Source organism: Thioclava sp. PTB-PU3-1 (genome assembly GCF_055666785.1).
The window spans coordinates 30,342-52,507 of sequence record NZ_JBVNVL010000002.1; the positions used below are offsets into that span (position 1 = coordinate 30,342).

General features: G+C 64.0%; 21 protein-coding genes. 12 read left to right on the plus strand and 9 right to left on the minus strand.

Annotated elements, in window-relative coordinates:
• Positions 1–70: 70 nt before the first annotated feature.
• Positions 71–1,180, minus strand: coding sequence for a pyridoxal phosphate-dependent aminotransferase (locus tag ACZ7GB_RS05570; protein ID WP_472157932.1), 1,110 nt, complete (start codon positions 1,178–1,180; stop codon positions 71–73).
• A 148-nt stretch (positions 1,181–1,328) separates the two neighbouring features.
• Between ACZ7GB_RS05570 and ACZ7GB_RS05575 the strand changes: the two genes are divergently transcribed.
• Entirely contained in the window at positions 1,329–2,624 is a 1,296-nt protein-coding gene (locus tag ACZ7GB_RS05575) for an MFS transporter (protein ID WP_472157933.1), read from the plus strand.
• Positions 2,625–2,824: 200 nt separating this feature from the next.
• Here ACZ7GB_RS05575 and ACZ7GB_RS05580 read toward each other — a convergent pair whose 3' ends face one another.
• Positions 2,825–5,941: a valine--tRNA ligase gene (locus tag ACZ7GB_RS05580; protein ID WP_472157934.1), complete on the minus strand. Its 3,117-nt coding sequence runs from the start codon at positions 5,939–5,941 to the stop codon at positions 2,825–2,827.
• A 190-nt stretch (positions 5,942–6,131) separates the two neighbouring features.
• Between ACZ7GB_RS05580 and ACZ7GB_RS05585 the strand changes: the two genes are divergently transcribed.
• A complete protein-coding gene (locus ACZ7GB_RS05585) occupies positions 6,132–7,352 on the plus strand; it encodes a DUF2235 domain-containing protein (RefSeq protein ID WP_472157935.1) in 1,221 nt (406 codons plus the stop codon).
• Here the strand turns inward: ACZ7GB_RS05585 and ACZ7GB_RS05590 are convergent.
• On the minus strand, positions 7,254–7,745 hold the full coding sequence (locus ACZ7GB_RS05590; RefSeq protein WP_472157936.1) for a PaaI family thioesterase: 492 nt from the start codon (positions 7,743–7,745) through the stop codon (positions 7,254–7,256). The genes ACZ7GB_RS05585 and ACZ7GB_RS05590 overlap by 99 nt on opposite strands.
• A gap of 210 nt (positions 7,746–7,955) precedes the next feature.
• On the opposite strand from ACZ7GB_RS05590, the gene ACZ7GB_RS05595 reads away from it, so the two are divergent.
• The gene (locus tag ACZ7GB_RS05595; RefSeq protein WP_274961545.1) at positions 7,956–8,945 is read left to right on the plus strand and encodes a carbon-nitrogen hydrolase family protein; all 990 of its coding nucleotides are present in this window, start codon (positions 7,956–7,958) and stop codon (positions 8,943–8,945) included.
• 75 nt (positions 8,946–9,020) lie between these two features.
• Here ACZ7GB_RS05595 and metF read toward each other — a convergent pair whose 3' ends face one another.
• Positions 9,021–9,887: a methylenetetrahydrofolate reductase [NAD(P)H] gene (metF, locus tag ACZ7GB_RS05600; RefSeq protein WP_078522446.1), complete on the minus strand. Its 867-nt coding sequence runs from the start codon at positions 9,885–9,887 to the stop codon at positions 9,021–9,023.
• A 93-nt stretch (positions 9,888–9,980) separates the two neighbouring features.
• On the opposite strand from metF, the gene ACZ7GB_RS05605 reads away from it, so the two are divergent.
• From ACZ7GB_RS05605 to mscL, 4 genes are all read left to right on the plus strand, one after another.
• Positions 9,981–10,886 (plus strand): LysR family transcriptional regulator, encoded by a 906-nt coding sequence (locus tag ACZ7GB_RS05605; protein WP_075773886.1) that lies wholly within the window; start codon positions 9,981–9,983, stop codon positions 10,884–10,886.
• A 211-nt stretch (positions 10,887–11,097) separates the two neighbouring features.
• Positions 11,098–11,889, plus strand: a complete 792-nt coding sequence (locus tag ACZ7GB_RS05610; RefSeq protein ID WP_078522447.1) for an inositol monophosphatase family protein — start codon at positions 11,098–11,100, stop codon at positions 11,887–11,889.
• 104 nt (positions 11,890–11,993) lie between these two features.
• A complete protein-coding gene (locus ACZ7GB_RS05615; protein WP_472157937.1) occupies positions 11,994–12,656 on the plus strand; it encodes a hypothetical protein in 663 nt (220 codons plus the stop codon).
• A gap of 113 nt (positions 12,657–12,769) precedes the next feature.
• Complete coding sequence (gene mscL, locus ACZ7GB_RS05620; RefSeq protein ID WP_078522449.1) at positions 12,770–13,198, plus strand: large conductance mechanosensitive channel protein MscL; 429 nt, start codon at positions 12,770–12,772, stop codon at positions 13,196–13,198.
• Between the two features lie 94 nt (positions 13,199–13,292).
• On the opposite strand, the gene ald is transcribed toward mscL, so the two are convergent.
• Positions 13,293–14,417 carry an alanine dehydrogenase gene (gene ald, locus ACZ7GB_RS05625; RefSeq protein ID WP_078522450.1) on the minus strand — a complete coding sequence of 375 codons (1,125 nt, stop codon included), beginning with the start codon at positions 14,415–14,417 and terminating at the stop codon, positions 13,293–13,295.
• Between the two features lie 144 nt (positions 14,418–14,561).
• Here ald and ACZ7GB_RS05630 point away from each other — a divergent pair, with 144 nt between their 5' ends.
• A complete protein-coding gene (locus tag ACZ7GB_RS05630) occupies positions 14,562–15,026 on the plus strand; it encodes an Lrp/AsnC family transcriptional regulator (protein WP_078522451.1) in 465 nt (154 codons plus the stop codon).
• Here ACZ7GB_RS05630 and ACZ7GB_RS05635 read toward each other — a convergent pair.
• Both ACZ7GB_RS05635 and rpsU read right to left on the minus strand, forming a co-directional pair.
• The gene (locus tag ACZ7GB_RS05635) at positions 15,023–16,471 is read right to left on the minus strand and encodes a TrkH family potassium uptake protein (protein WP_472157938.1); all 1,449 of its coding nucleotides are present in this window, start codon (positions 16,469–16,471) and stop codon (positions 15,023–15,025) included. The genes ACZ7GB_RS05630 and ACZ7GB_RS05635 overlap by 4 nt on opposite strands.
• A 206-nt stretch (positions 16,472–16,677) precedes the next feature.
• Positions 16,678–16,884, minus strand: coding sequence for a 30S ribosomal protein S21 (gene rpsU / locus ACZ7GB_RS05640; RefSeq protein WP_011748553.1), 207 nt, complete (start codon positions 16,882–16,884; stop codon positions 16,678–16,680).
• 107 nt (positions 16,885–16,991) lie between these two features.
• On the opposite strand from rpsU, the gene ACZ7GB_RS05645 reads away from it, so the two are divergent.
• From ACZ7GB_RS05645 to ACZ7GB_RS05655, 3 genes are all read left to right on the plus strand, one after another.
• The gene (locus ACZ7GB_RS05645) at positions 16,992–17,660 is read left to right on the plus strand and encodes a COQ9 family protein (protein WP_078569777.1); all 669 of its coding nucleotides are present in this window, start codon (positions 16,992–16,994) and stop codon (positions 17,658–17,660) included.
• A gap of 14 nt (positions 17,661–17,674) precedes the next feature.
• Complete coding sequence (locus tag ACZ7GB_RS05650; RefSeq protein ID WP_472158458.1) at positions 17,675–18,661, plus strand: NAD(P)H-quinone oxidoreductase; 987 nt, start codon at positions 17,675–17,677, stop codon at positions 18,659–18,661.
• A gap of 65 nt (positions 18,662–18,726) precedes the next feature.
• The gene (locus ACZ7GB_RS05655; protein WP_274961543.1) at positions 18,727–19,191 is read left to right on the plus strand and encodes a SpoIIAA family protein; all 465 of its coding nucleotides are present in this window, start codon (positions 18,727–18,729) and stop codon (positions 19,189–19,191) included.
• A 4-nt stretch (positions 19,192–19,195) separates the two neighbouring features.
• On the opposite strand, the gene ACZ7GB_RS05660 is transcribed toward ACZ7GB_RS05655, so the two are convergent.
• Entirely contained in the window at positions 19,196–19,846 is a 651-nt protein-coding gene (locus tag ACZ7GB_RS05660; RefSeq protein ID WP_472157939.1) for a ribonuclease T2 family protein, read from the minus strand.
• Between the two features lie 132 nt (positions 19,847–19,978).
• On the opposite strand from ACZ7GB_RS05660, the gene ACZ7GB_RS05665 reads away from it, so the two are divergent.
• Positions 19,979–20,755: a DUF1013 domain-containing protein gene (locus tag ACZ7GB_RS05665; protein ID WP_078542268.1), complete on the plus strand. Its 777-nt coding sequence runs from the start codon at positions 19,979–19,981 to the stop codon at positions 20,753–20,755.
• Positions 20,756–20,935: 180 nt separating this feature from the next.
• On the opposite strand, the gene ACZ7GB_RS05670 is transcribed toward ACZ7GB_RS05665, so the two are convergent.
• Complete coding sequence (locus tag ACZ7GB_RS05670; protein ID WP_472157940.1) at positions 20,936–21,997, minus strand: hypothetical protein; 1,062 nt, start codon at positions 21,995–21,997, stop codon at positions 20,936–20,938.
• Between the last annotated feature and the right edge of the window lie 169 nt (positions 21,998–22,166).

Sequence of the window (22,166 nt, forward strand, 5' to 3'; positions counted from 1 at the left end):
CGAGACGCGCCGACGCCGGTGCTTTTTTGCCGATTTGATCGGCGGAATTGTGTCTGAGAGGGCGCGCGGCTCAGCGCGCGCGGGCGGCTTTCAGCGCGTCGGGCAGAGCCGCGGCGAAGGCGTCGAGCTCGGCCTCCGGCCCGACTGAAACCCGGATGCAGCGATTTTGCGGGGCGACGAAAGGCATCCGCACGAACACCGCGCGCGCATCCAGTTCCTGCAGTACAGCCCGCGCGAACTCACCGTCCTGCCCGCAGTCGACGGCGACGAAATTCGTGGCCGAGGGCAGAGTGCTCAGCCCGTTCGCCCGCGCGATGGTGTCGATCCTGTCGCGCGCGCCTGCCACCAGAAGGCGCATATAGGCGGCCCACGTTTTGTCCTGCAGCGCGGCCAGCGCGCCTGCCTGAGAGATGCGGCACATGCCGAAATGATTGCGGATCTTGTCGAAGGCCGCGATCAGCTCGGGCGCGGCCAAGGCATAGCCCACACGCGCGCCCGCCATCCCATGCGCCTTCGAGAAGGTGCGCATCCGGATCACGCGGGGATCGTCGGCTTTGATGCGCGCCTCGGTCCCGTCGTCGGCGAATTCCACATAGGCCTCGTCCAGCACCATCAGCGTGCCCTCGGGCACCGCCTCGATCATCGCCTCGATCGTCTCGCGCGAATGATAGGTGCCCATCGGATTGTCGGGATTGGCGATATAGACGAGCTTCGCACCCACCTCCGCCGCCTTCGCGATCAGCGCCTGCGGGTCTTCGTGGTCATCGGCATAGGGCACCTTGTGCAGCACCCCGCCAAAGCCCGCGACGTGGTAGTTGAAGGTCGGGTAGGCGCCTTCCGAGGTGACGACCGGGTCGCCGGGTTCGATCACCAGACGGCATAGATAACCCAGAAGCCCGTCGATCCCTTCGCCGACCAGCACATTCTCGACCGCGACACCGTGATGCTCGGCAATCGCCGTGCGCAGCTCGAAACTGGTCGAGTCGCCGTATTTCCAGACATCGCCTGCCGCCGCCGCCATCGCGGCAATCGCGCGCGGCGAGGGGCCGAAGCCGTTTTCATTCGCACCCAGTCGCGCGGTGAAGCGGCGACCGGCAATGCGCTCGTGTTCCTCGGGCCCGACGAAGGGCACGGTGGCGGGAAGGCTGTCGATCAGGCGGGTATATCGGGGTCCGGTCATGGCTACAGGCGTAAGCGCAAAGCGGTCATGCGGCAAGAGGGCGCTTCAAGAGGTAGCGAGGGGAGCCGGAACACCGGAACCGGGGACTAGGCTAAAGGCTTGTCCCGGCGTAATCTTTAAAAATCACATATGTTTGGGAAGCCAGCCGATGAGCGCCAGCGACACCTCTTTCTCCACCTCCCTGTTCGAGACCCTGACCGGAGATGCGCCGGGGAACGTAAAAGAGCTCAGCGACAGCGCGGCGAAGCACGAACCTGGCAGTTTCCTGCGTCATGTCGGCTCGCTGTCGATGACCAAGCTGGCCGACGGGCTGATCGATCCGAAACTGGTGCTGAGCTGGCTGATGCAGGCCGTCGGTGCGCCCGCCGCGCTGGTCAGCTGGCTGGTGCCGGTGCGCGAGGCGGGCTCTCTGCTGCCGCAGCTGTTCACCGCGCCGCATGTCCGCCAGATGCCGCAGCGCAAATGGGCCTGGGCGGCGGGGAGCTTGATCCAGGGGCTGGCCGCGGCGGCGATCGTGGTGATCGCACTGACGATGCAGGGGATGGCTGCGGGGCTTGCGATGCTGGTTGCGCTGGGCGTGCTGGCGATTGCGCGCTCGCTGTCTTCGGTGAGCTACAAGGATGTGCTAGGCAAGACCGTGGACCGCACGCGGCGCGGCACGACGACCGGGATTGCGACGAGCGTCTCTGCCGCCGGGGTGATCCTGTTCGCGATCATCCTGATGACCGGGGTGGTGGAGCGGCTGAGCCTCGTGATCGGAGCGATCTCGCTGGCCGCCGTGCTCTGGGTCGCCGCGGCGGTGCTGTTCTCGACGCTGCGCGAGGAGGATCAGCCGGGCGAGGACAAGGGCAGCATCGGCCTGTCCGAGCTGAGCCTGCTGTGGAAGGACGCCGATCTGGGCAAGTTCGTGATCGCGCGGGTGCTGCTGCTGCCGACCGCGCTCGCGCCGCCCTATATCGTGCTGCTCGCGGCCCAGGCGGGCGATAACCGGTTCGGCGCGCTGGGGGCGATGGTGCTGGCCTCGGCGCTGGCCTCGCTGGTGAGCTCCTATATCTGGGGGCGGCTGGCGGATCGCTCCTCGCGCAAGGTGCTGATCTTCACCGGGCTGGTCGCAGCCGCGTTTCTGGCGCTGGCGGTGGTGTTGGGCTGGTCGGGGCTGATGGGCACGATCTGGGCCTCTCCGGTGGCGCTGTTCGGGCTGATGATCGGCTATCAGGGGGTGCGGCTGGGCCGCTCGACCTATCTGGTGGACATGTCGCCCAAGGATGACCGCGCGGCCTATACGGCGGTGTCGAACACGACCGTGGGGGTGATGCTGCTGGCCTTCGGTGCGGCAAGTTCGGCGCTCGCGATGGCGGGGCCGGAAATGGTGCTGATCGTCTACGCGGGAATCTGCGTGGTTGCTTCGGGCGTGGCCTTCACGATGAAGGAAGTCTCGGAGTAAGGCCTCCGTTCAGCTCATGGCACGGGGCGACCAGGCCCGGGCCGCGCCCGACCCTCCCCCCGGGAGGGCGCATTGGCGATGTCAGCGCGGGCACGGGTGACCTGCGGGCTTTCGAGATAAAGCGATGACCACATATGTCCTGAAGCGCCCACCCAAGGGTCGGGCGCGGCCCTAAACACTGTTTGGGCCGCGCCGGTTATTCAGCCCATCTCGGCCAGACGCGCCACGGCCTGACGCACTTTCTCGGCCTCTTCCTCGGCGCGGGCGAGGTTCTCGCGGGTTTCCACGACGACCTCGGGATCGGCATTGGCGATGAATTTCGGATTGTTCAGACGGCCCTTCATGCCGCCGATTTCCTTCTCCATCTTGCCCAGAGCTTTCTCCAGACGCGCCTTCTCCTTGGCGATGTCGATCACGCCTTCAAGCGGCAGACCGAACAGCGCGCCCTGCGCCGGGATCGAGATCGCCCCTTTCGGGATCGGCGCCTCGGTGATGCTCTCGATGCGCGCCAGTTTGAAGATCAGCGCCTCGTTATTGGCGAGCGCTGCGCGCGCGGCGTCATCGGCCTCGGCCAGAACCATCGGCAGTTTCAGCCCCACCGGGACACCCATCTGCGTGCGCGAGGAACGGATCGCCTCGATCAGGTCGATCACCCAGTTCATCTCGCCTTCTGCGAGCACGTCATGGAGGTCAGGATTGTAGGTGGGCCAATCTGCGTGAACGAGCATCTTCTTTCGGTCACCTTCCGGCGCGGTCAGATCCCAGAGCTCCTCGGTGATGAAAGGCATGATCGGGTGCAACATGATGAAGCACTGATCCAGCACCCAGCGCATCGTTGCCTTCGTCTCATCTGCATACTCACCATCAAAGAGAGGCTTGGCGAACTCGACATACCAATCGCAGACTTTACCCCAAACGAAGCTGTAGAGCCCAAGCGCAGCATCATTAAAGCGATACGCCTCAAAGCTTTCATCAACGAGCCGAAGGGTTTTGGTCGTTTCCGCCATGATCCAGCGGTTTACGGTATGCGTGGGCTTCGGAGTTTCCGAAATCACTGGGCCTTCGAACACGCCGTTCATCTCGGCGAAGCGCGTCGCGTTCCAGATCTTCGTGCCGAAGTTCCGATAGCCCTTGATGCGCTCCTCGGACAGCTTCAGCACGCCGCCCATCGCCGCCATCGCGGTATTGGTGAAGCGCAGCGCATCCGCGCCGTAAGCATCGATGATTTCGAGCGGGTCGATCACGTTGCCCGTCGTTTTCGACATCTTCTTGCCCTTCTCGTCGCGGACGAGCTGGTGCAGGTAGACGGTGTGGAAGGGCACCTGATCCATGACGGCCAGCTGCATCATCATCATCCGCGCCACCCAGAAGAACAGGATGTCGAAGCCGGTCACGAGGACGTCGGTCGGGAAGTACTTGCGCATCTCCTCGGTATCCTCGGGCCAGCCGAGCGTGCCGATCGGCCAGAGCCCCGACGAGAACCAGGTGTCGAGCACATCCGCGTCGCGCCAGACCGGGTAGACGAGCTGCGTCGGATCCTCGGTCATCTCGTATTGCGCGAGGCTTGCGGCCAGCACTTCGATCGCCTTGTGGCGATCTTCCACCTCGACGATGCGCGCCACGTTGAGCGGCGTCGGCAGTTCGGCGTTCTGCGCCTTGAACCAGCCGATGACGCTCTCGAAATCGGAGGCGCAGTGGTAGCGGTCGTCGCGATGCACCATCTTGGTCTCGACGAGCAGGCGGCCCATCTCCACGAGGTCGATCGTGCCGTCGCCTTCGTCATCGCGGAAATCGGGCGCGTCCATGTCCAGACCGTACCAGACCGGGATCTGGTGACCCCACCAGAGCTGGCGCGAGATGCACCACGGCTCGATGTTTTCCAGCCAGTGGAAATAGGTCTTCTCGCCGGCCTCGGGCATGATGACGGTGTCGCCGTTGCGCACCGCATCCAGCGCCTTGCCCACGATCTTTTCGGCATCGACGAACCACTGATCGGTCAGCATCGGTTCGATCACCACTTTCGAGCGGTCGCCGAAGGGCTGCATGATCGGCTTGTCTTCGACATACGGAACGGTGGTTTCGGTCTCAACGCCGTCTTCGTCGGTGACGGTCTTGGTCGTCGTCACTGCGAGGCCTTCCTCGGTGATCTGACGGATCACGGCTTCACGCGCCTCGAACCGGTCGAGCCCGCGCAGTTCCTCGGGCACGAGGTTGAGCGCGTCGATCTCGGCCTCGGTGAACTCGGCCCCTTTCGAGATGTCCATCGCACGGGCCGCGCATTCCTCGTAGGACAGACCGTCGGCGCGCATCGCGCCCTTGGTGTCCATCAGGCGATACATCGGAATGCCGCCGCGCTTGGCGACCATGTAGTCGTTGAAGTCATGCGCGCCGGTGATCTTCACCGCGCCGGAGCCAAATTCGGGATCGGGATATTGATCGGTGATGATCGGGATCAGGCGGCGATGCTCTTTCGGGCCCACCGGAATTTCGCAGAGCTTGCCGACGATCGGCGCGTAACGCTCATCCGAGGGATGAACCGCAACCGCGCCATCGCCCAGCATCGTCTCGGGGCGGGTGGTCGCGATCGAGATGTAGTCGCGCTCTTCGGTGAAGAGGACATTCCCGTCCTCGTCCTTCTCGACATAGGTATAGGTCTCGCCGCCCGCGAGCGGGTATTTGAAGTGCCACATGTGACCGGCGACTTCGATATTCTCCACTTCCAGATCGGAGATCGCGGTCTCGAAATGGGGGTCCCAGTTCACCAGTCGCTTGCCGCGATAGATCAGGCCCTTCTCGTACATGTCGACGAAGACCTTGATCACCGCGTCATGGAAATTGCCCTCGTTGCCTTCCGGCGCACCGGGCGCACCCGACATCGTAAAGGCGTTGCGCGACCAGTCGCAGGATGACCCCAGACGCTTGAGCTGGTTGATGATGGTCGAGCCGTATTCGCCCTTCCACTCCCAGACCTTCTCGAGGAATTTCTCGCGGCCCAGTTCCACCCGCTTGGGCTGCTGGGTCTTGGCCAGTTCCTTCTCGACCATCAGCTGGGTCGCGATGCCCGCATGGTCCTGACCCGGCTGCCAGAGCGTGTCGAAACCGCGCATCCGGTGCCAGCGCACGAGGATATCCTGCACGGTGTTGTTGAAGGCGTGGCCCACATGCAGCGCGCCCGTCACGTTGGGCGGCGGGATCATCACGCAGAAGGTCTCGTCGCGCGATGCGTTGGCCCCGGCCTTGAAGGCTCCGGCCTCTTCCCATTTCGCGTAGATCCGCGGCTCGGCGCTCGCGGCATCGAAAGTCTTGTCCATCGTCATGTCAGGCATCCTTGGCTCGGCTTGAGGGCTGTTTAGCCCGCGCAGGCGGCAAGGAAAACCCCGTGCGCGAGGTCCGAAAAAGCGCGGCGGGCACGATCGGGTCAACAAACTGCCGCGATTGCCCCTGAAGATAAGAGAAACTTATCCTACATTGGATAGTATAAGCCCAACTTATCTGAGGAGCGCTGATATGCGCGGTCTCTTCGAGCGTGTGATCTCTGCCCTGCGTCGCCGCAGCCCGGAACGGGCCGAGGCGCGCGCGGCAGCTGGTGCAGGCCGTGGGCCGGTGGATCATGTTGTGCTGCTCGACGGGACGCTCGGCTCGTTGCGCGCTGACCGCCTCACCTCGATCGGGCTGATCTATCGCTTCCTGCGCCGCGCCGCGCCGAAAGTGTCGGTCTATTACGGGCGCGGGCTGCGCTGGCGCGACTGGCACGACATGTCGGATGTCTGGTTCGGCTGGGGTGTGAACCAGCAGATCTCGCGCGCCTATGGCTGGCTCGCGATGCGCTACCGTCCGGGCGACCGGATTTTTCTGATCGGCTATTCTCGGGGCGCCTTCGCGGCGCGCTCGCTCGCCGGGATGATCGGGCGGATCGGTCTCTTGCGTCCCGAACATGCGATTGAGCGGAACACCCGCCTCGCCTGGCGCCATTACGAGGAAGAGACCCCCGCCGACATTCTGCAAAGCTTCCGCAACAGCCTATGCCACGAGAATGTCGAGATCGAGATGGTCGGCGCGTTCGACACGGTGCAGGCGCTGGGCATCCGCGTCCCGTTCTTCTGGATCGTCAGCGAAGAGCGCGTGCGGTTTCACGATCACCACCTGAGCGATCACGTGCGCCACGGATTTCAGGCGCTCGCGCTCGACGAGCGGCGCTCGGTGCTGGAGCCGTTGGTTTGGGAAAGCGACGAGGGGGCTTCGGAGGTAGCGCCTCCCGCGACCCGGATCGAGCAGCGCTGGTTTCGCGGGGCGCATGGCGATATCGGCGGGATGCTGGGCCATTTTGGCGATGCCCGACCGCTCGCCAATATTCCGCTCGTGTGGATGCTGGAGCGCGCCGAGTCGCTGGGGCTGAGCCTGCCGCCCGGCTGGCAGGCGGAGTTCCCGCGCGATCCGAATGCGCCATCCGTCGGCACATGGACCGGCTGGGGCAAGCTGTTCTGGCTGCGTGCGCCGCGTGTCGTGGGCCGCGACCCTTCCGAAGGGCTGCATGAGAGCGTCGTCTTGCCCGAAGGCTCGCGCGCGATTTTCCGACCGCGCATCCTGCGCCCTGAAATCCGTCGCCTCGCGCGCGGCTCCGCGCCAGCCTCAGAGCTCGGGCGTCATGACGAAACAGGTGGCGGTGCCGGTCGCGTAGAGGCGTCCATCCTCGGCACCCCGGATCTCACCCCGCGCGACGCCAGTTGACCGCCCGATATGATCAAGCTGGCCCACGCCGATCACCTCGGTGCCGGGCTTGATCGCGCGGATCAGGTTCACCTTGAATTCGAGCGTGGTCTGCGTCTGACCTTTCTTCAGCCCGGTAATCACCGAGCAGGTCATCACCGTATCGAGCATCATCGCATACCAGCCGCCGTGAATTCCGCCATAACCGTTGGTCTGCGGATGCCCCGGCGTGCCGCGACAGGTGACGCGGCCTTCCTCGGCCTCGGTGATCCGGTAGGCCATCAGCTTCTGCACGGTGGGGGAGGGGACGTCACCAGAGACCATCTTGCGGACGTAGTCGAGCCCCGACATCGAGAGGACCTCCTCGAGCGGGAGGAAATCGTCGGGTCCTTCGGCGAAATATTGATCGGGCATGTCTGGCTCCTGTTGGGTCGGGCGACAAGCTATCGCGATGGGCCGGAAAGGGAAGGGGGGAGCGTTTGCGATCCGCATCGCAAAGGGCAGCATTGCCCTCTGGGTCAGCATCGCGAGGCGCGGCGCTCCAAGGGTGCTTGTGGGGTTTCTCCGGTGGATGGGCGTCTTGTGCTATTCTCGAACATCAATCCGCGGACGGAGTGGGGCGTCTTGACCGTCTTCCGTTTTGATGGCCGCGCGCCGAACAGCCATTGGGAGGACGATCTCATGCAAATTGCTATCGTACAGCAACCGCCGGTCTACATGAACAAGACGGCGTCTCTGGAGCGAGCGGTCGAACTGGTCGCCGAGGCGGCTTCTCAGGCGTGCCGACTGATCGTGTTTCCCGAGACATGGTTGCCGGGCTACCCCACTTTCGTCTGGCGGCTCCCGCCGGGGGCAGGGATGAAGAAGACCGACGATCTCTTCGCGCTTTCGCAGGCCAATTCGATCGATCTCAGCAAAGACGAGCTTGCGCCGATAAAGGAAGCGGCAAAAGAGCATTCGATGGTGGTCGTGATGGGCCATCAGGAGGTGGATGGGGCGGTCAGCGGCAGCACGCTTTTCAACAGCGCAGCGATCATCGACGCCGACGGGACCCTTCTGAACAACCATCGAAAGCTGATGCCGACAAACCCCGAGCGTATGGTCTGGGGGTTCGGAGACGGCTCGACCCTCAAGGTCGTTGAGACCGCAGTCGGGCGTGTGGGTGCCCTGATATGCTGGGAAAACTACATGCCGCTGGCGCGGTTCGCGCTCTATGCCCAGAATATCGACATCTATTGTGCACCGACCTGGGACAGCGGCGATACCTGGCTGGCGACAATGCAGCATATCGCGCGCGAAGGCGGATGTTGGGTTCTCGGCTGCGCCACGTCGCTCGAGGCAAGCGACGTGCCCGCGGATCTCCCCTATCGTGACGAGCTTTTCCCTGACGACAACGAGTGGATCAATCCCGGGGATGCGGTGGTCTACAAACCCTTCGGCAGTTTGCACGCGGGCCCGATGAGGAAGGAAAAGGGGCTGCTGGTCGCGACGGTGGACGTGGATGCCGCCAGGGCTTCACGCCGCAAATTCGATGTTAGTGGTCATTACGCCCGGCCGGATGTTTTCACTCTCAACGTCAACCGAGCCAAGCAGTCGCCCATTTCCTTCGACTGACACGGTGAGGTCGCCCGCCGCCAAAGAAAAAGGGGCCCAGCCGGGTCCCTCCGTTCAATCCATTTGAGCGCCCTTTCAGGCCACTTTCTCCAGTACCGTATCGGGCGTCACGCCCAGCGCGTGGCAGACGTCGCGGGTCAGGCCGGGGCGGTTGAGCGTGTAGAAATGCAGGTCTTCAACGCCACCTTCGATCAGCTTGTCGCACAACTCGGTGCACAGCGCGGTCGCCAGAAGATGCTCGCGCCCGTCGCGGATCGCGGCCTCGAAGGCTTCCTCGACCCATGCGGGGATGGAGGTGCCGCAGCTTTGCGCGAATTTCTTGGCACCTTTCCACGACTGGATCGGCAGGATACCGGGGATGATCTTCGCGTCGATCCCTTCCTTCTCGCAGGCGTCGCGGAAGCGGAAGAAGGTTTCGGGCTCGAAGAAGAACTGGGTGATCGCCGAGGTGGCACCCGCCTCGACCTTGCGCTTGAGCCAGCGCACGTCGGCCATATTGTCGGCGGCGTCGGGATGCGGCTCGGGATAGGCGCCAGCGCGGATCGTGAAGCGGCCATCCTCGGCCAGCGCCTCGATCAGCTCGACCGAAGAGGCGAAGCCCTCGGGATGCGGCGTGAAATGCTTGGCGCCCTGCGGCGGATCGCCCCGCAGCGCCACGATCTCGGTCACGCCGACCTCGGCATAGGCGTCCACGATCTCCATCGTCTCGGCCTTGGTCGCTTCCACGCAGGTCAGGTGGGCGGCGACATTGAGGCCGTAATTCTTGTGGATCGTGCCGACCGCCTCATGGGTCAGCTTGCGCGTCGTGCCACCCGCACCATAGGTCACGGAGGTGAACTCGGGTTTCAGCGGTGCCAGAACCTGCGCGGTTTCCCACAGCCGGAACGACGCATCGAGCGTCTTCGGCGGGAAAAATTCGAAGCTGACCTTGGGCGTCGTCATGGGAATCTGTCCTTTCGTTCGCTCTCTTGTGCCAGATCGGGCTTTGTGAGACAAACTCATAATCTTCAAAATCGTTATGAGTGTAACAACAAGATGCATCTCGAGTTCCGTCACCTGCGCACAATCAAGGCGATTCACGATGCCGGGGGGCTCGCGAAGGCAGCGGACGTGCTGCACATAACACAATCCGCGCTGTCGCACCAAATCAAAGGGCTGGAAGATCAGACCGGCGTGGAGCTGTTCGTTCGCCGCTCGAAGCCGCTGAAGCTGTCGGCGGCGGGGCAGAAGCTGCTGCGGCTGGCCGAACGCATCCTGCCTGAGATCGCCGCGACCGAGGCCGAGTTCGACGCGTTGCGATCGGGTCGCGCGGGGCGCCTGCATATCGCGATCGAGTGCCATGCCTGTTTCGACTGGCTATTCCCGGTGCTGGAGCGTTTTCGCCACGCCTGGCCCGATATCGACGTGGATATCCGCCCCGGTCTGGCTTTCAACGCCTTGCCCGCGCTGAGCCGCGAGGAGGTCGATCTGGTGATCTCGTCGGATCCGGAGAAGATCGACGGCGTCACCTTCAACCCGCTCTTCGACTACGCGCCGACCTTCATCGCCGCCGCGAATTCGCCGCTGGCCGCGAAACCCTATATCGAGGCGCAGGATTTCGCGGATCAGACGCTGATCACCTATCCGATCGACCGGGGCCGCTCGGACATCTTCACGCAGCTGCTCACCCCCGCCCGGGTCGAACCGAAAGCCGTGCGGCAGGTGGAACTGACCGCGGTGATCCTGATGCTGGTCGCCTCGAATCGCGGTGTCGCGGTGCTGCCCGACTGGGTGCTGCGCGAGGTGAAATACCAGCCCGACTACATCACCAAGCCAGTGACGGAACACGGGCTGACCAAGCGGCTCTATGCCGCGACGCGGTCCGAGGATGCCACCCAGCCCTTCATGGCGCATTTCCTGCGGCTTGCGCGCACCGAGCCGGTGAAGCTGCAACGCGCCTGAGCCTTCTTCTCGACCGAAATATCCCGGGGGGTGAGGCGGAAAATGGCGGCCTCTCAGTGGAAGGACGCTCCGCCGAACGCCCGGAGCGCAAGCGAAGGGCCGGCAGCGAGCGGGGCAGAGCCGCTCCTCAGTTTGCCTGACGCGCCAAAGGTCTTGGATTTTCCACGCAACCCCTGTAAGGCGACCGCTTGAAACGCGAAGGAGCCCAGAGATGCAAGGCAGCGCAAACCTCAACCTGATGATCAAGGCCGCCCGCAAGGCAGGCCGCTCGCTGGTCAAGGATTTCCGCGAGGTCGAGAACCTTCAGGTCTCCTCGAAGGGCCCGGGCGATTTCGTCTCGAAGGCCGACCGCGAATCCGAGAAGATCATCAAGGACGAGCTGCGCGGCGCGCGCCCCTCCTATGGCTGGATCGGCGAGGAAACCGGCGAAGAGGCGGGCGACGACCCGACCCGCCGCTGGATCGTCGACCCGCTCGACGGCACCACGAACTTCCTGCACGGGTTGCCGCATTGGGCGATCTCGATCGCGCTGGAGCATAAGGGCGAAATCATCGCAGCCGTGGTCTTCGACGCGGCGAAAGACGAGATGTATTTCGCCGAGAAGGGCCTCGGCGCTTTCATGAACGACACCCGTCTGCGCGTATCGGGCCGTCACAAGATGATCGAATCGGTCTTCGCGACCGGCGTGCCCTTCGGCGGCAAATCGACGCTTCCGGCGACGCTGAAGGACCTTGCCAAGCTGATGCCGCAATGCGCGGGCGTCCGGCGCTGGGGCGCGGCCTCGCTCGATCTGGCCTATGTCGCGGCGGGTCGCTACGAAGGCTATTGGGAGCGCGGGCTGAACGCGTGGGACGTGGCTGCGGGCATGCTCCTCGTGAAGGAAGCGGGCGGTTTCGTGGAAGCCGTGCGCGAAGGTCGCGGCGTTCTCGAATCGGGCTCGGTGATCGCGTCGAATGCCGAAATGTTCCCGGCCCTCACGAAAGCGCTTCGGTCAAACGACTGAGAAATCTCTGAAATTTAGATGTGGTGGCGAAAGGCGGGCGAAGGTTCACCTTTCGTTCATTCCGTTGTGCCAGCCTGATGCGGTTACCAGAAAGGGATGCCGCCATGGTTGGACAGGAATACGGAGCTACGTCGATAGCGCTTGAACAGCGTGCGTTGACTGCGCTGCACGGGCCGGGCGATTGCGCCGTCGACCGCGCGTTGGAAGAGTTGCGGCAGGCGGTCTCCGATCTCGCCTTCGCCGAGGCGGCCGACCTGATCGCACGTCACCGGGTCGCGTTTCTGGACGAGATGATTTCGGGTTGCTTGGAGGATGCGGAGGCGGCCGAGCCGGACACGGCAGCGGCCCTGCACGCAGCGGCCGAAGGGCTGCAGGAAGAGCGGGTGACTCTGGCAGAGACATTGCCGCTCGAGCTTTCCCTGCGCGCCGATCAGCGCGACGCGGCCTGCGAGCGCATCCGCGCAGCACAACGCCGCCTGCGCAACATTTCCCAGATGCCCGATCATTTTGGCTGTGCCTGGGCGTGTAGCCGCGCCGGGGCTGGGCCGTGCGAGGACGCGGCGGACCAGATCCAGCAGGCGCTGCGTTTCGATGCGGAAGCCATCGCCGATATCGCCCGGCAGGAGGCGCGTGCACGTCTCAGCGACGGCTTCGCGGCCTTGCCGGTCGCATCGCCGCTCTCGCCTCGCCGCGGCGGTGATACGGGGACCACGGCGGCGCAGATCGCCCGCCGCCTTGTAGAGGATGCGCGCCGGAGACTTTGCTGAGCCGCGATGCCGTCTTGATACGGCCCGCTATGCCCTGCGTTGGAGGCTATGCAGACCCGAAGATCGTGCTAGCCTGTTGCGGCGCAAAAGGCGCATCGGAAAGAGGGTCTGAAATGATTCAGGAATTCAAGGATTTCATCGCCAAGGGCAATGTCATGGACATGGCGGTTGGTATCATCATCGGCGCGGCCTTCACCGCGATCGTCACGTCGCTCGTCGGCGACATCATCAACCCGATCATCGGCCTGTTCACGGGCGGGGTCGATTTCACCAATAATTATGCCGTGCTCTCCGGCGAGGTTCCCGCGGGGGCAAGCCTTGACGAGGCGCGCAAATCGGGGGCGTCGGTCTTCGCCTATGGTGCCTTCGTGATGGCAGTGATCAACTTCCTCATCATCGCGTTCGTCGTCTTCATGCTGGTGAAGATGGTCAATCGCGTGAAGGCCGCGGCGGAGAAGCCCGACGATGTCGCGCCCGCGGTGGAAACCGGGCCGAGCCAGCTCGACGTGCTGCTCGAGATCCGCGACGCGCTTCGGAAGTGACGGCGCGGGGCGTCTCAGGCAGACGTCGCCGGCAGATATGAGAACGGCCCGGGGCAAAGCTCCGGGCCGTTTCGTTCGTGGGGCAGGGCGACCCTTATTCGGCTGCGTGCTTCACCGCGTCCGGCGCATCGAGCGGCAGGTCGAGCGCTTCTGCCACAGCCTTGTAGGTCACCTTGCCCGCATGGACGTTGAGGCCCGCGGCCAGGTGGGGATCCTCGGCGCAGGCGCGTTCCCATCCCTTGTCGGCCAGCGCCAGCAGGAACGGCTGCGTCGCGTTCGACAGGGCGAGGGTCGCGGTGCGCGCGACCGCGCCGGGCATGTTGGCTACGCAGTAATGCATCACGCCCTCGACCTCGTAGATCGGGTCGTCATGGGTCGTGGGATGCGAGGTCTCGACGCAGCCGCCCTGATCGATCGCGACATCGACGATCGCCGCGCCGGGCTTCATCGTCTTCAGCATCTCGCGGGTGACCAGCTTCGGCGCTGCGGCCCCGGGGATCAGCACCGCGCCAATCACCAGATCGGAGGCTGCGACTAGCGCCTCTGTCTCGGCTTTCGAGGCATAGGCGGTGCGGAAAGTGCCGCCGAACGTGTCATCGAGATAGCGCAAACGCGGCAGCGACTTGTCGAGCACGGTCACATCCGCGCCCATCCCGGCAGCAACGCGCGCGGCGTTGGTGCCCACGACGCCGCCACCGATCACGACGACCTTCGCGGGCGACACGCCCGGCACGCCGCCCATCAGCACACCGCGACCGCCATTGGCTTTCTGCAGGGTCCAGGCGCCCATCTGCGGCGCGAGGCGACCGGCCACCTCGGACATCGGCGCGAGCAGCGGCAGGGTGCCGTCCTTCGCCGTCACCGTCTCGTAGGCGATGCAGGTCGCGCCCGATTTCATCAGGTCATGGGTCTGCGCCGGGTCGGCGGCCAGATGCAGATAGGTGAAGAGAAGCTGGCCCTCGCGCAGCATCGCGCGCTCGGAGGCCTGCGGCTCTTTCACTTTCACGATCATCTCGGCCTGGGCGAACACATCCGCCGCATCGCCGAGGATTTTCGCGCCAGCCGCCTCGTAATCGCTGTCAGTGAAGCCCGCGCCCTGACCTGCGCCGGTCTCGACCAGCACCTCGTGGCCATGGGCCACCGCCTCTTGTGCCGCAGCCGGGGTCAGCCCGACGCGGAATTCCTGCGCCTTGATCTCGCGCACCGTTCCGATCTTCATCGCGTGTCCTCCTCCAAAAAATGGAAACGTCCTGCCCCCAGTATGCGCTCCGTCACAAGCAAGTGCTTTGCCAATTTGCCGGTTGTGGATGGGGTGGGTCGCTCGTATCTTCGATGAAATGCGCAAAGATCGGCAGGATATTGCATGAGCGACAAGCTGGACGCGACAGATCGTCGGCTGCTGGAGGTTTTGCAGCGGCAGGGGCGAATCTCCAATGCCGAGCTGAGCGAGCGGGTGAACCTTTCGGCTTCGGCCTGCCATCGCCGGGTGCAGCGGCTGGAGGAAGAGGGCTACATCCGGGATTACGTTGCCCTGCTGAACCCGCGCAAGCTGGGGCGGACCACGACGGTCTATGTCGAGATCAAGCTGTCGAGCCAGGCGGACGAGGTTCTGGACGCGTTCGAGAAGGGCGTGAAGCAGGTGCCGGAAGTGCTCGAATGTCACCTGATGGCGGGGGCTGCGGATTACCTGCTGAAGGTGGTGGCCGCCGATGCCGAGGATTTCGCGCGGCTGCACCGGGCGAAGCTCGCCAATATCCCGGGCGTGGCGCAGATCCAGTCGAGCTTTTCGCTCAAATGCGTGGTCTCGACCACGGCGATGCCGGTTTAAGCGCGCCAGAAGCGCGGCAGGAACACGACGAGAATCGCGAGCATCCCGATCCGGCCGAGCAGCATTGCGAGGGTCAGCAGCCAGGTCGCGGCATCGCTGAAATCGATCATCGTGCCGGTGCGATCGGTCAGCGGGCCGACCCCGTAGCCGATATTGCCAAGTGCGCCCCATGTCGCGAAGAGCGCCGAGACGAAATCGGCCCCGGTCATCGAGATCCCGACCGAGATCAGCCCGAGCGTCAGGATGTAGCCGGTGAAATAGAGGATCAGGGAGGAGAGCACGTCCTCCTCCAACAGCTTGTCGCCAAGGCGCGGTTGCAGGACTCGGTGCGGCATTTGCAACCGGCGCACGGCGGCGCGGATCACCGCGCCGAGCGCTTGCCAACGGAAGACCGACAGCGCGCCCGAGCTGGACCCGGTGCAGCCGCCGATCAGCCCGACCCAATAGGCCAGCACCATCGCGAAGCTTCCCCAATTCGCGACATTGGCGGTGCCGAAGCCGGTGCCGGTCATGATCGAGGACAGGTTGAAGGCGGCGGAGCGGAAGGTGGGTTCGATCCCGTCGGGCGCGTGGGTGTAGAGCCAGATCAGGAGCGCCGCGAGCGCGAGCGCGAACCAGCGCAGGAAGGCGTGGATTTGCGGGTCGTCCCAGAACGGGCGCAAGTCGCCCCGGCCAAGCTGGACATAGCGGATGAAGGGCAGGGCCGAGCCCAGCATGAAGATGACACCGGCATATTGCGCGCCGGGCGAGAAGCTCGCGAAGGAGGTGTCATGGGTGCCGAAGCCGCCCGTCGCGATCGTCGCCATCGCGTAGCAGATCGCGTCGAAGGAACTCATGCCTGCCGCAGTGTAGCTGATCGCGCAGGCCAGCGTCAGCGAGACATAGACCCAGAGCAGCGAGCGCGCGATGTTATGGGCGCGGGGCATGACCTTGCCCAGCGTGTCGAATCCTTCGGCCTGGAAATAGCGCATCCCGCCGATCCGCAGCACCGGCAGGAAGATCATCGCGACGAAGGCGATCCCGAGCCCTCCGAACCAGTTCAGCATCCCGCGCCACAGCACTACGCCGCGCGGCAGCGTGTCGAGATGTTCGAAGACGGTGTAGCCGGTGGTGGTGATGCCCGAGGCGGCCTCGAAATAGGCGTTGGTCCATGTCGCATGCGGCGCGCCCTCGATGAACGGCAGGGCCGCGAAGATCGGCAAGCCGAGCCAGATCGCCGCCGTGAGCAGATAAGCTTGCCGCGTGTTTAGCCCGTTCGCGCTTTTGGTTCGGGTCGCGAGCGAGAGGACCATCCCGATCAGTGCGGTCTCGACCGCTGCCTCGAAAAATTCCTGCCAGTTCGGATTGAGATCGCTGAAGTCCATTGCTGCGGGGATCAGCATGGTTGTCCCGAGGACTGTGAGGATCAGGCCGAAGAGATGCAGGACTGGCCGGATATCGGACATGTGAAAGCGTTTCCCGCCAGAACGAAGTGCTGTCGCTAGGGTAGGGGGCGCGGCGCTTTAGGCAAGATCAAAGCGGCGTCGGCTGCGCTTTCTCGTGGAGGTGTCTTCCAGAAACCAAAAACCCCCGCGGCCAAGCCTCGGGGGTCATCGGTGCGGGCAAGCCCGCCAGCATTTTCAGGCGCCTTTTCAGACGCGGAGCGGTGCGCTTAGAGCGCGCCTTCGCGCTGAGCCTTCTTACGTGCCAGTTTACGGGCACGGCGGACGGCTTCGGCTTTCTCGCGCGCTTTTTTGACCGAGGGTTTCTCGAAATGCTGCTTGAGCTTCATTTCGCGGAACACACCCTCGCGCTGAAGCTTTTTCTTCAGAGCACGGAGCGCCTGTTCGACGTTGTTGTCGCGAACGCTGACCTGCATGTGGTGTCACCACCTTCCTAAGTTAGAGTTGCAGTTGCTTGCAGGAGCGCTCCATATAGTCACCAAAAGGCGGTTTGTCTACCGCCAAAGCTGAGAGAGGAAACGCGATGAAAAACGACCATCTCGATATGGACCGCACGCGATCCGAGCTGTTGGCGGCGATCAAGCCGCATGTGCCTTTCGACGGCTGGTCCGAGCCTGCCTTCAAGCTCGCGGTCTCCGATCTGGGGCTCGATCCGGGGCTGGCGCGGGTTGTGTGTCCGCGCGGCGCCGTCGATCTGGCGGTGGCCTATCACCGCGAGGGCGATGCGGCGATGCTCAAGCGTCTGGAAGAGGCCGATCTGTCGGGGATGAAGTTCCGCGACCGGATCGCGACCGCCGTGCGCTTCCGTCTGGAAGAGGCCGATCCGGAGCTGGTGCGCCGCGGGGCTGCGATCTTCGCGCTGCCGCAGAATGCCACGACCGGCTCGAAGCTGATCTGGGAGACCTCGGACAAGATCTGGCGTGCGCTGGGCGACGTCAGCGAAGACTACAACTGGTACACCAAGCGGATGACGCTTTCGGGGGTCTACAGCTCGACCGTGCTCTACTGGATGGGCGATGAGAGCGAGGGCAAGGGCGACACCTGGGCCTTCCTCGATCGTCGGATCGAGGATGTGATGCAGTTCGAAAAGGTAAAGGGCGCTGCGATGAAGCTGCCTTTCCTGCCGAAGCTTCTTGGCGGCATCCGTGCGCCGAAAGGCACTGACGACATGCCGGGCCGGGAGGCGCATTGATGAAACCTGTCGAGATGCCGACCGAGATGCGCTGCGTCGAGATTTCCGAACATGGCGCGCCGGAGGTGCTGACGGAAGTCACCCGTGCCGTGCCGGTCGCGGGCCATGGTGAGATCCTGATCGAGGTGGCCTATGCCGGGGTGAACCGCCCCGATGCGCTGCAGCGCGCGGGCGCCTACAACCCGCCGCCGGGCGCGTCGGATCTACCGGGGCTGGAATGCTCGGGCCGGGTCGCGGCGATCGGGCCGGGCGTCACGGATTGGGAAGTGGGCGACGCGGTCTGTGCGCTGCTTCCCGGTGGCGGCTACGCCGAGTATGTGACCTGTCCGGCCGAACATGCGCTGCCCGTGCCGGCTGGGCTCGACCTGAAATCGGCGGCCTGTCTGCCCGAGACCTGCTTCACCGTCTGGTCGACCATGGTGATGCGCGGCGGCTTGCAGGCGGGCGAGCGGTTCTTGGTGCATGGCGGCTCTTCCGGGATCGGCACGACAGCGATCCAGATCGCGACGGCGCTGGGCGCGCGGGTCTTCACCACTGCGGGCAGCCTCGAAAAATGCGCGGTCTGCGAAGAGCTTGGCGCGACGGCGATCAACTACAAGACGGGCGATTTCGTCGATGTGCTCAAGGCCGAAGGCGGCGCGAACCTCGTGCTCGACATGGTGGGCGGCGACTATATCGCGCGCAATATCAAAGCGATGGCCAACGATGCGCGCCTCGTCTTCATCGCCTTCCTTGGCGGACCCAAGGCCGAGATCAACTTCGCGCAGGTCATGGTGAAGCGTCTCACGATCACCGGGGCCACGCTGCGCCCGCAATCGGATGCGGCCAAGGCAGAGATTGCGCGGCAGTTGCGCGCCAATGTCTGGCCGATGATCAATTCGGGCAAGCTGCGCGTGATCCATGACAACACTTTCCTGCTGGCCGAGGCCGCAAAAGCCCATGAGCGGATGGAGACGAGCCAGCATATTGGCAAGATCGTGTTGGAAGTTGCGGGCGGCTGAACTTTCGTCACGCGCGCGCCGGGTGTATGATTGCGGCGCGCGCGAACCAACGAGGGGAGGCGGTCATGAGCGAAGGACGCTTTGAATTTCTGGATGGGTATCCGGCCGATGTGCTGGCATTCGAGGCCAAGGGCACGATCGGCGCGGAGGCTTACGAGCAGCATCTGATCCCGGCGGTGGAGGCCAAGATCGCCGCCGAGGGCAAGGTGAAGCTGCTCTATATCATCGGCGACGCATTCGACGGCTACACCGCGAAAGCGGCATGGGACGACACCAAGCTGGGCCTGTCGCATCTGGGCGATTTCGCCGCGGTGGCGCTGGTCAGCGATGTCGACTGGATCCGCTGGGGCGTGCAGGCCTTCGCGCCGATGATCCCCGGCACAGTCAAGCTGTTCCGCTTGAGCGAATTGGATCAGGCCAAGGCGTGGATTTGTGCCGCGGGAAAGGCCGAGGAAGACCACAGCCACGACGTTGCAGCGCGCCACAAGCTGCCCACGTTGGAAGATCGCCAGCCGCCGCTCGAGGACTGATCCCTCAGCGCACCTTTTCCATCAGTGCGTTGGGCAGACTGCAATCGCGGATCGTATCGGAGCCGCATTTGCGCGGCTCGAGATCCTTGGTCAGGCAGATGCGGGCCTCCTGAATGCGGCCCGATTTGCAGGTGATGGTGATCTCGTCGGCATCGAGGCCGGGATTGGCCTCCAGAAACGCCTGCTCCACCACCTTCGCGGGCAGTCTCACGTCGCGGTCAAGATTGGCCAGCACGTCCGGGATTTCGATGCTGGCATAGGCTTCGCGTTCCAGCGCGAAATAATCCGTGGCCGACAGGCCCGAGCAGCGCCCGTGCTTCTTCCATTCGTACCAGGCCAGCCCCGGCGCGCCGGTCAGATCCTCCATCGCGGCGGTCTGCTGGCGCGAGGGATCGCGATGCGGCGTGCGGCAAAAGCTGGGCCAGCCGCGCTCGTATTGCGGCCAAAGCCCGTGCAGCACGAAAGAATGATCGTGCTTCGGATCGCATTGCGGCGAGTTGCGCGCATCGCCGGTCAGGGCGCACCAAGTGGGCGACCAGCTGAGCGATAGGACGTAATAGTCGAAATCGCCCGCGCGCTCGCCTTCGGCATGGGCGGGCGGGGCGGCGGTCGAAAGCGCAAGCAGGGCTGCGGCCAGAAGGCTCAAACGAGTCATTTTCTCTTTTCTCCTGACGCGCGATTGACTATATGAGGCGGCAATTCCCCTTCCAGAAATGGACCGCGGCAGGGAATTCCCGCGCCGCAGCCGATTTCTCGGCCCGGGAGAGATATGTAAAGGATGGCTGCAATGACGAACAAGCCCCTGATGGCAAAGGCCACCGCCGTGTGGCTGGTGGACAATACGACGCTCAGCTTCAAGCAGATCGCGGATTTCTGTGGCCTGCACGAACTGGAAGTGCAGGGCATCGCCGATGGTGACGTCGCAACCGGCGTGAAGGGCTTCGATCCGGTCGCCTCGAGCCAGCTCGATCAGGAAGAGATCGACAAGGCCGAGAAAGACCCGATGCACAAGCTCAAGCTGAAGTTCAACAAAGCTGCCGTTGGCGAGGACAAGCGTCGCGGCCCGCGCTACACGCCGCTGTCGAAGCGTCAGGACCGTCCGAACGCGATCCTGTGGCTGGTGAAGTTCCACCCCGAACTGGCCGATGCGCAGATCGCGCGTCTCGTCGGCACCACCAAGCCCACGATCCAGTCGATCCGCGAGCGCACCCACTGGAACATCCAGAACATGACCCCGATCGATCCGGTCGCGCTGGGTCTGTGCCGCCAGTCGGAACTGGATATCGAAGTGCAGAAGGCCGCGAAGAAAGCCGCCGCCGAAGGCGTGATGAGCGATGACGAGCGTCGCAAGCTGGTCTCGACCGAGCAGTCGCTGGGCATGCCCGATGAGCCGCGCCTGCCCTCCGGCATCGCCGGTCTGGAGAACTTCTCCTCTTCCGATCTCAAGCAGGAGAACGAGGAAGAGGACGACGCCGCGGATAACGCCGATTACTCGGACGCGGATAGCTTCTTCAACCTGCCCGAGGACGATGACGACGAGGATGAGGACGACAACCGCAAGTAAGTTGTCGCCATCGCGAAAGATCAGGGCCGCTCCAACGGGGGCGGCCTTTTTCGTTGCGGTGCAACGGGTCGCGTCGTTGAGGCTTTAATAGGAACACGGGCGACGGATGAACCGCCGCCCGTATCTTAAAGGTTGGTGTGAGCTGCCGGAGAACCGACGATCTCCCACGATAGGCGCGGCTTACTGCTTCAGCACCACGGGTTGGAACGAGAATACGCCATCGGATTTCGGATCGACCGTCATCTCGACCCAACTATTGTCGCTGCTGCCGAAGACCTCGACGCGGGTGAAATTCGCGGTGCTGCGGCCATCGGACTGGAGCATGGGCTTGTCGACCTTGAAGTAATGCGAGTCACCGTGGACCAGCAGGACCTGACCGTCGAAGTTATGCGTCTCGTCGACGAGGGTCTTGTAGAAATCGGTGAAGCCGTTCTTGTCGTCGAGGGTCGGCAGGAAATCGTCTTCGTAGCCGCCGTCGCTCAGTTCGAACGGGAAGAAGATGTCGGCCTGGATGTCGATCAGGATGCCTGCGTCGCTATTCTCGCGCGCCTTCGCGAAGGACTCCTTGAGCCATTCGACGTTCTTCGGGTTGCGGGCGTCGTATTCCGCGGTCGCGGCATCGCAGTCGGCCTGCGTGCGGTCGGACTTCTTGGTGCATTGCTTGTCGGTCACGACGAGGTTGTTGTTGCTGCCCGGCACGTTGAGGGCGACGAACATCACGTTGGCGCGCTCGAAACGGCTGTTCTCGCTATAGGCTTCGCCCGGGGCGCCCTGACGTTCGACGTCGATCGGGTTCGAGCCCTGCGACTTCGCGGCATCGAAGAAGGTCTTGCGCAGGTAGGAGAGCCGCTCGACCGGGTCGTAGCTGCCGTTGTTGGTCCGGTGGCAGTCGACCCATTCATTGTCGCCGAGGGCGTAGAGCGTCGGCATGTCGAGGCGGTTGAAGATCGCCTTCACGTCCGCCCCGATCGCCTGATCGGTGCATTCGCTGCTGCCGCTCTTGGTGTCACCGGCGAAGATCGTGAAGTCGAGATCGTGATCGTTCATCGAGGCGACGGTCTGGTCGATCCAGTTCGCCTTCTCCTCGGGATCCTTGCTGTAGAATTCGTCGCCCCAGAGCGCGACCTTCAGAACGCCCGCATCGGAAGCGGATTGCGCATGGGCCGGAGCCACCAGCGCGGTGTAGAGGAGGGCGGCGTTGAGCACTGCGGACAGCGTGAACGAACGGGAAAGGCGTGGCATATATACCCCCAAAGGTGACTTGATATGACGAAGGCCCTGAGGGCGAGGTGCCGCATCGGGCGGCGGGCCGTCGGCTCGGGGCTTCGGGCGTCATGTTACGTTGGAGTGTGACAAGCCGCTGACGTGGCGGCGAAGCATTCGTGACACTCGCCGGGGAGGGCAGGTCGAA

Bases quoted from the DNA above. Each gene is read 5' to 3' on its own strand.
- ACZ7GB_RS05590 (WP_472157936.1), bottom strand. From the start codon at position 7,745: ATGCCCGATCAATATTTCGCCGAAGGACCCGACGATTTCCTCCCGCTC.
- ACZ7GB_RS05670 (WP_472157940.1), bottom strand. From the start codon at position 21,997: ATGCCACGCCTTTCCCGTTCGTTCACGCTGTCCGCAGTGCTCAACGCC.
- ACZ7GB_RS05605 (WP_075773886.1), top strand. From the start codon at position 9,981: ATGCATCTCGAGTTCCGTCACCTGCGCACAATCAAGGCGATTCACGAT.
- metF (WP_078522446.1), bottom strand. From the start codon at position 9,887: ATGACGACGCCCAAGGTCAGCTTCGAATTTTTCCCGCCGAAGACGCTC.
- ACZ7GB_RS05630 (WP_078522451.1), top strand. From the start codon at position 14,562: ATGAGCGACAAGCTGGACGCGACAGATCGTCGGCTGCTGGAGGTTTTG.
- rpsU (WP_011748553.1), bottom strand. From the start codon at position 16,884: ATGCAGGTCAGCGTTCGCGACAACAACGTCGAACAGGCGCTCCGTGCT.
- mscL (WP_078522449.1), top strand. From the start codon at position 12,770: ATGATTCAGGAATTCAAGGATTTCATCGCCAAGGGCAATGTCATGGAC.
- ACZ7GB_RS05650 (WP_472158458.1), top strand. From the start codon at position 17,675: ATGCCGACCGAGATGCGCTGCGTCGAGATTTCCGAACATGGCGCGCCG.
- ACZ7GB_RS05615 (WP_472157937.1), top strand. From the start codon at position 11,994: ATGGTTGGACAGGAATACGGAGCTACGTCGATAGCGCTTGAACAGCGT.
- ACZ7GB_RS05580 (WP_472157934.1), bottom strand. From the start codon at position 5,941: ATGACGATGGACAAGACTTTCGATGCCGCGAGCGCCGAGCCGCGGATC.
- ald (WP_078522450.1), bottom strand. From the start codon at position 14,417: ATGAAGATCGGAACGGTGCGCGAGATCAAGGCGCAGGAATTCCGCGTC.
- ACZ7GB_RS05570 (WP_472157932.1), bottom strand. From the start codon at position 1,180: ATGACCGGACCCCGATATACCCGCCTGATCGACAGCCTTCCCGCCACC.
- ACZ7GB_RS05655 (WP_274961543.1), top strand. From the start codon at position 18,727: ATGAGCGAAGGACGCTTTGAATTTCTGGATGGGTATCCGGCCGATGTG.
- ACZ7GB_RS05610 (WP_078522447.1), top strand. From the start codon at position 11,098: ATGCAAGGCAGCGCAAACCTCAACCTGATGATCAAGGCCGCCCGCAAG.
- ACZ7GB_RS05635 (WP_472157938.1), bottom strand. From the start codon at position 16,471: ATGTCCGATATCCGGCCAGTCCTGCATCTCTTCGGCCTGATCCTCACA.
- ACZ7GB_RS05665 (WP_078542268.1), top strand. From the start codon at position 19,979: ATGACGAACAAGCCCCTGATGGCAAAGGCCACCGCCGTGTGGCTGGTG.
- ACZ7GB_RS05585 (WP_472157935.1), top strand. From the start codon at position 6,132: ATGCGCGGTCTCTTCGAGCGTGTGATCTCTGCCCTGCGTCGCCGCAGC.
- ACZ7GB_RS05575 (WP_472157933.1), top strand. From the start codon at position 1,329: ATGAGCGCCAGCGACACCTCTTTCTCCACCTCCCTGTTCGAGACCCTG.
- ACZ7GB_RS05645 (WP_078569777.1), top strand. From the start codon at position 16,992: ATGAAAAACGACCATCTCGATATGGACCGCACGCGATCCGAGCTGTTG.
- ACZ7GB_RS05660 (WP_472157939.1), bottom strand. From the start codon at position 19,846: ATGACTCGTTTGAGCCTTCTGGCCGCAGCCCTGCTTGCGCTTTCGACC.